Below are 6,956 nucleotides of genomic sequence, written 5' to 3'. Positions count from 1 at the left end.
CCTTATCGTCGGCAGCGTCAGATGTGTATAAGAGACAGCTCCCGCCCCGCGCAACCCGGCGCCGGCCGCGTTCCAGGCCCCGCCGCGGCCGGCGCCTCCGGGCCCGCAGCCGCGCAACCCCGCTCCCAGCGCCTACGCCGCTCCCCGGCCAGCCGCCGCCGCGGCGGCGCCCGAACCGCTCCCGGCCTGGGCGCCGCCGTCGCACGTCCCGCCGGAGACGACCCTCACGGGCTCCCACCCGGCCGCTCGGCCGGCACGACGGGCGCGCCACTTCGCCTGACCGGGAGCCCGGCCGGGTGCCTCCGTCAGACCAGCGAGTCCTGCCATGCCCCGTGCATCGCGGCGAACCGGCCACCCCGGCTCACGAGCTCGTCGGGGCTGCCGTCCTCCACGATCGCGCCGTGGGCCAGCACCAGGACCCGGTCCGCGATCTCCACGGTCGAGAGGCGGTGGGCGATGATGATCGCCGTGCGGTCGGCGAGCAGCGTCTGCAGGCCGCGCTGCACCAGCCGTTCCCCGGGCAGGTCCAGGGAGGACGTGGCCTCGTCCAGCACCAGCACCGTGGGGTCGGCCAGGAACGCCCGCGCGAACGACAGCAGCTGCCGCTGCCCCGCCGAGACACGGCCGCCGCGCTTGTTCACCTCGGTGTCGTAGCCGTCAGGCAGGTTCGTGACGAACTCGTGCGCGCCCACGGCGCGCGCCGCCGCCTCGATCTCCTCACGGGTCGCGTCGGGCCGCCCGAGGGCGATGTTTTCCGCCACGGAGCCGCTGAACAGGTAGGCCTCCTGCGTCACCATGACCACGTTCCGGCGCAGCACCGGTGAGGCGATGTCCCGGATGTTCACGCCGTCGACCAGCACCCGCCCGGAGGTCGCGTCGTAGAACCGGGTGACCAGCTTCGCGATGGTGGACTTGCCGGCCCCGGTGGTACCCACCAGCGCGACGGTCTGCCCGGCGGGGATCGTCAGGTCGAGGTCCGGCAGCACGACGGGGCCGTCGCCGTAGGCGAAGCGCACGTGGTCGAGCTGCAGCCGGCCGCGCGGGACGGGAAGGTCGACGGGCTCGACGGGCTCGACGACCGTCGGTTCCTCCGCCAGCAGCCCCGAGACCTTCTCCAACGCGGCCGCCGCGGACTGGAACGCGTTGTAGAACATGCCGATCTGCTGGATCGGCGCGAAGAACCGCTTCACGTACAGCAGCACGGCCACGAGCACGCCGACCGCCAGCGAGCCGGTCAGCACGCGCCAGCCGCCCGCGGCCAGCGCCACCACGACCGTCATGTTGCCGATCAGGAGCAGGCCCGGGGCGAAGCGCCCGTTGATCCCGAAGATCCGCAGGTTGGCGTCGCGGTAGGCCTCGCCGATCCGGTCGAAGTCACGCTCCGTGGTGCTCTCGCGGTTGAACGCCTGCACGGCCCGCATGCCCGTCATGGTCTCGACGAACTTCACGATGAGCCGCGCCGACCAGGTGCGCTGCTCGCGGTAGGCCACCTGGGAGTGCTTCTGGAACCAGCGCACGAGGAACCAGGCCGGGACGAGCCCGCTGACCAGGACCAGCCCGGACAGCGGGTCCAGGATCGTGAGCCCGACGGCGGTGAAGAGCATGACCAGGATCGAGGAGATGACGCCCACCAGACCGCCGTCGAGCAGCTCGCGCAGGGCCTCCAGGTCGCTGGTCTGCCGGGAGATGATGCGGCCCGAGGTGTAGGACTCGTGGAACTCCAGGCTGAGCCGCTGGGTCTGCCGGAAGACGCGGCGGCGCAGCTCCAGCAGGACGCTCTGGGCGATCCGGGCCGCGACCCGGCGGTAGGCGCCGATCGTGACCCCGGCCAGGACGGCGGCCGCCAGGTAGGCGACGCCGACGGCCGCCAGGGGGGCGATGTCGTCGGGCAGGGCGGGCAGCGCGTCGTCGATGGCCAGGGACACCAGCCAGGGACCGGAGACCTGCGCCGCCGTGGAGGCCGTGACCAGGACCGCGGCCCAGCTCAGGGTCCGCGCGTGCGGGCGCAGCAGGTTCCCGAGCAGGGCGAGGGAACGGCGCCGCACGGCGCGGGAGGTGGCGCGGTCGAGGCGTGTCTCGTCGTCGTGGTCCGCGTCCGTGGGACGACGGCGGTCGGCGGGGGCGCTCATGCGCTCACCTCCGCGTCGGTCGAGCGGGCGGGCCCAGCGGGTTCTGCGGGATCGGCGGGACCGGCGGGTTCTGCCGGCGAACCGGACGGGTCGTGCGACACGTAGTCCTCCTCAAGGCTGGAGATGACGTGGCGGTAGTGGGCGCTCGTCGCGAGCAGCTCACCGTGGGTACCGATGGCGGTGATACGCCCGTCCTCCAGGACGGCGACGCGGTCGGCAAGCGCCACCGTGGACGGCCGGTGGGCGATGACCAGGGTGGTGGTGCCCTCCAGCACCTCCGCGAGGCGGTGGGTGACGGCCTCCTCGGTGGTGACGTCGAGCGCGGACAGCGGGTCGTCCAGCACGAGGACGCCCGGACGGGCGGCGATGGCCCGGGCCAGCGCGAGACGCTGGCGCTGCCCGCCCGACAGGGACAGGCCCTCCTCGCCGATGCGGGTCCCGACGCCGTCGGGCAGGTCGTGGACGAAGCCGGCCTGGGCGACCTCCAGGGCCTCGTACATGCGGCGGGTGCGCTCGGTCTCCCCCACGGCGTCGGGACCGGACTCGGGCACGCCGAGCAGGACGTTCTCCCGCACCGAGGCGGAGAACAGGGTGGGTTCCTCGAACGCGACGGCGACGTGCCGGCGCAGGTCGTGACGGGTCAGGTCACGCACGTCGACGCCGTCGAGCAGCACCTGGCCGCGCGTCACGTCGTAGATGCGCGGCACGAGCATCGCGAGGGTGGACTTCCCGGAGCCGGTGAGGCCCACCAGCGCCGTCGTCGTCCCGGCGGGCAGGTCGAGGTCGACGCCCTCCAGCACGGCGCGGGTGCCGGGTGCGGCGTCCGGGTAGGTGAAGGCGACGTCCCGGAGTGCGACGTCGCCCTTGGGGCCCGCGGGGAGCGTGGCCGGCCGGGCGGGGTCCGTCAGCTCGGGTGCGGTCTCCATGACCTCGAAGTAGCGGTCGACGGCGGTGCGGGCGTTGAGCGTCATCGACAGCGTCATGCCGAGGTCGATGACGGGCCCGCCCACGACGGCGGTGGTGGCGAAGAAGAGCACGAGGTCGCCGACGGTCATCTGACCGGTCCCGGTCAGCCAGACGCCGAGGACGAGACAGACGCCGAGCGTGACCTCCGGGATGAGGGTGAGCGTGGTCATCAGGCCCGCGTCCACCGAGGCCTTGCGCATCTCGGTGCGGCGCAGCGTGTCGGCCTGTCCGGTGAAGGAGTGCAGCGCGTCGTGCCCCCGTCCGAACGCCTTGAGCACGCGGATGCCGTGGACGGACTCCTCGACCGTGTTGGCCAGGTCGCCGGACTGGTCCTGGGAGAGCCGGGAGATCACCCGGTACCTGCGGGAGAACCGGAACACGATGACCGTGACGGGCACCGCGCCGGCGAGGTAGACGAGACCCAGCCAGCCCGCGGTCGCGACGAGGACACCCACGCCGACGGCGATGGTGCAGACGTTCAGCACGAGCTGCAGGAGGCCGAAGATGAGCCAGCGGCGCAGCAGGCCGAGGTCTCCCATCACACGGGACAGGAGCTGCCCGCCGGGCCACTTGTCGTGGAACGCGGCGGGCAGGTCCTGCAGGTGCCGGAACATGGCCATGCGCATCGTGTGCTCGACGCGCGTGCCGGGGAACATGACGAGGTTGCGCCGCAGCGCGACGAGCCCCGCCTCCGCGAGGCCGAACGCGAGCACGAGCACGACGGACCAGGCCAGGCCCGTCCAGTCGTGCGAGGTCAGCCCCTGGGTCAGGGGGCCGTCCACCACGTACTGGAGCACGTACGGGATCGCGAGCGCGGCGAGGCTGGCGCCGAGCGCGGACAGGAGGCCGCCGGCCAGGCGCGGGATGGCGGGGCGGACGTAGGGAAGGAGGCGTCGAAACGATGCGAACGTGGACAGCGAGGAACCGGCTGGGTCAGTGGATGGCATCGATCACATTCTCTCACCGTGGGGCAAGTCATTTGCTCGGGCAAACAGTTGCGCGCTGCGCTTGGCACACTATTAGTGGTCGCGTGGGCCGGAACCGGCGGCGCTGGGGGTGCCGGCGGCGCTGGCGGGTGCCGGCGGCGTGGGGGTGCCGGTCGTGTGGTCGGGGGTTTGGCGTGTGGTCGGTCAAGTGATTGACCGACCACACGCCAAACCCCCGACCACACGACCACCCGGTCTCCCACCCCTCGCCGAGGCGGGCTCACTCCTCGCGGAGGCGGGCTCCGGCGCGTGTCAGGTAGGCCATCCGGGCATCCTTCGGCCCGTGCGGGGACTCGAAGCGCACACGCTCCCCCGCCTCGAAACCGAGAGCGGTCATTCTCGTGATAGCCGCCGTGTTGTTCGCGTCCGGCTCCGCCACCAGGCGCCGCGCACCCGGTGCGGCGAAGAGGAAGCGTATGACCGCCGGGCCCAGGACGGCCCAGCCCTCCGCTCCCCGCCCGGCGTGCTCCGGGAGCGCGGGCGCACGCAGGAAGTGCAGGCCGAGGTCGCCGTCGGCCACCTCGTACGCGGCGGCGACCGGGTCGTCCTCGGGATGGTAGGCCTGGACGAGCGCGACCGGGGTACCGTCCCAGCGCACCAGGTAGGCGTTGTGTGTGGGCAGCCCGTCCACGAACTCGTAGGTCTCGCGCAGTTCGTCGCGGGTCAGCTGGCCCAGGCCCCAGAAGCGGGCTCGCGGCTGCGTGACCCACCCGTGCAGGACGTCGAGATCCGCGACCGGGTCCAGCACGTGCACGGTGAGCACGCCGTGCGAGGTCCGGGTGCGCCAGACCTCCGCCCCGCGGGCGCCGTGCAGCAGACGGTGCGCGGATCGGCCCTGGCCACCCGGACCACCCGGACCGCCCGGACCGCCCTGGCCGCCCGGACCGCCCTGGCCGCCCGGACCGCCGGGACCGCCCGGACCGCCGGGACCGCTCAGGCTGCCGGAGGCGTCCGAGAGCTCCAGGGTGATCCGGCGGAGCCTCCCCCAGTCCGTCTCGACCGGGATCGTCCCGCCCGCGGCCCAGGTCTCGTGCTGGTCGGCGGCGTGCGGGTCGCCCGGCACGCCGCTCGCGCCGAACGGGACCACCCAGCGGCTGCCGCGGCGGTCCGCGAGGTCCCAGATCCAGCGGGCCACGGAGCCCCGGGTGCTGCGCGGGGACACGCCCGGGACGCCGCCCGTGCACCGCACCGTGTCGTTGTCACCCGAGATCGGTACCACGGGGAATTCCGGCCCCACGGCGCCCGGCAGGCCCACAGGGGCCAGGGTGTGCAGGTCGCCCCACGTCACGGCGGCGGGCTGGGCGCCGGCCAGCTGCTCGGCACCGGGCTCCGGGACGAGTGGTTGGGTCCAGGGCGCCTCCACACCGAGCGCCTCCACACCGAGCGCCTCCAGGAGCCGCAGCAGTCCGTGGCCGACCGCCGCCTCCGGGACGAGCCACGGGGCGAAGATCTCGCCGTATCCGCTGCCGGCGTCGTCGAGACCGGCCAGCCTCGGGTCGGCTGCGACCCGGCGCACGAGGGCGTCGCGCCAGCGGTCGAACGCGGCCGCCTCCCGGCTGTCCGCCGCCATCGGGGCACCGTCCCGCGCCCAGGCCCGCAACCCGTCCGGCACGCCGAGCCGCGCCATCAGCGCGAGCGCCGCCGGGCTGGACACGTCGGCGTGCACGCGCCGCTGCGTGCCGGGCGTCTCGCCTCCGGGAGGCGGGTCCGCGAGGAGTGCTCGGATCCGGTCGGCGCGGTAGGGCGCGTACGACCAGCCCAGTGCGTGCGCCTCACGGTTCCGACGCCGGTCGCGCGGCTGTCCCCCGCCGTCCCCGCGGGCGCGGGATCCTGGTGGGCCGGCCTCCGGCTGGGTCCGCGGCCGCTCGTTGGCGTCCACCGCGACGCCGGAGGTCACGCGCTCCGGTTCGGGCAGCCGCGCCCAGTCACGCTCGCGCGCGGCATCGGACCATGCGTTCACCGGTAGGACGCGCTCGTCCACGCCGCGTTCGGCGACGCGGCCGGCGGTCAGGCTGAGCATCTCTCCCCGCGAGTCGGCGGCGAGCACCCGGTTGACCGGTTCCACCCAGCCGTCGGCGAACGCGCCGGCGACGTCGCGTGCCGTCCGCGAGCGCAGGAGGCGTCGCCAGGCCGGCACGCCGGCGTCGGCGAGGACGCGGACGGGCCAGCGGATGGTGAGGTGTCGTGTGTCCGGGTGGTCGGTGCCGGGCTGTGGTTCGGTGCCGGGCTGGTCCTGGCGGGTGGTCGCGTCCTGGCGGGTGGCGACCCAGAGGCCGCGGGGCGTCTCGATCCAGGGGGCGGTCTCGTGGCGGAGGGTGCCGTCGGGGTGGCGGATCTCGATGGTCTCGTGTCCGCTGGTCGCGGGTTCCCAGCCGTCGGGGCCGTGTGCCTGCCAGCTGCCGTCGGGGGTGCGGCGGAGGCGTTCTGCGAAGACCTCGACGTGGTGGGCCATGGCGTTGGTGATGCCCCAGGCGACGCCGGTCTCGGCCGCGTCCGGGGAGCTGTCGCCGCAGGGGCGGCCGTGGCCGTCGTCGTCCCCGTTGGCCTCGTCGTCGCCGGGCTGGTCGCCGCCGGGCGCTTTGCCGGACAGCGCGTACCCGAAGTGCTGGACTCCGGGGACGCCGGGGAAGGCGAGTCCGAGCACGTCGTAGGGGGCCTCGCCGTCTGCCTGGGCCGTGCAGGCGAGTCTGACCTGCTGGTAGGTGCCGGGCAGTTCGATGGTGCGGTGGGGGTCGCCGGCGAGCAGGGGTGCGCCCGAGGCGGTGGTGTCGCCGGCGATGGCCCAGGCGTTGGAGCCGGAGTCGCTGCCGGCGCCCGGTCCGCCGTCGGCGGCGAACCATTCGGCGAGGGTCGGGGCTGTCTCTTATACACATCT

3 protein-coding genes and 1 pseudogene are annotated in these 6,956 nt (G+C 74.1%); all 4 read right to left on the bottom strand.

All coding sequences use genetic code 11. From position 1 onward, the window contains the following. Window positions 1-305: 305 nt before the first annotated feature. A complete protein-coding gene (locus HGK34_RS21580; RefSeq protein WP_201851359.1) occupies window positions 306-2,129 on the bottom strand; it encodes an ABC transporter ATP-binding protein in 1,824 nt (607 codons plus the stop codon). Continuing rightward, window positions 2,126-4,042, bottom strand: coding sequence for an ABC transporter ATP-binding protein (locus HGK34_RS21575; protein ID WP_201851356.1), 1,917 nt, complete (start codon window positions 4,040-4,042; stop codon window positions 2,126-2,128). Before HGK34_RS21575 ends, HGK34_RS21580 begins: the two co-directional genes overlap by 4 nt. Window positions 4,043-4,301: 259 nt before the next feature. Then, a complete protein-coding gene (locus HGK34_RS23385; RefSeq protein ID WP_307816168.1) occupies window positions 4,302-4,829 on the bottom strand; it encodes a GNAT family N-acetyltransferase in 528 nt (175 codons plus the stop codon). Window positions 4,830-5,069: 240 nt separating this feature from the next. Further along, window positions 5,070-6,881, bottom strand: a pseudogene (locus tag HGK34_RS23085) (penicillin acylase family protein); the annotation flags it as partial. Between the last annotated feature and the right edge of the window lie 75 nt (window positions 6,882-6,956).

Origin of the sequence: Myceligenerans indicum (genome assembly GCF_016742955.1) — a bacterium.
Lineage (GTDB): Bacteria > Actinomycetota > Actinomycetes > Actinomycetales > Cellulomonadaceae > Myceligenerans > Myceligenerans indicum.
The sequence above is the reverse complement of the archived record's forward strand: the minus strand, read 5'-3'. Positions and strand labels throughout refer to the sequence as shown.

Excerpts from the sequence above, each read along its gene's own strand:
- HGK34_RS21580 (WP_201851359.1), bottom strand. The coding sequence starts at position 2,129 with ATGAGCGCCCCCGCCGACCGCCGTCGTCCCACGGACGCGGACCACGAC.
- HGK34_RS21575 (WP_201851356.1), bottom strand. The coding sequence starts at position 4,042 with ATGCCATCCACTGACCCAGCCGGTTCCTCGCTGTCCACGTTCGCATCG.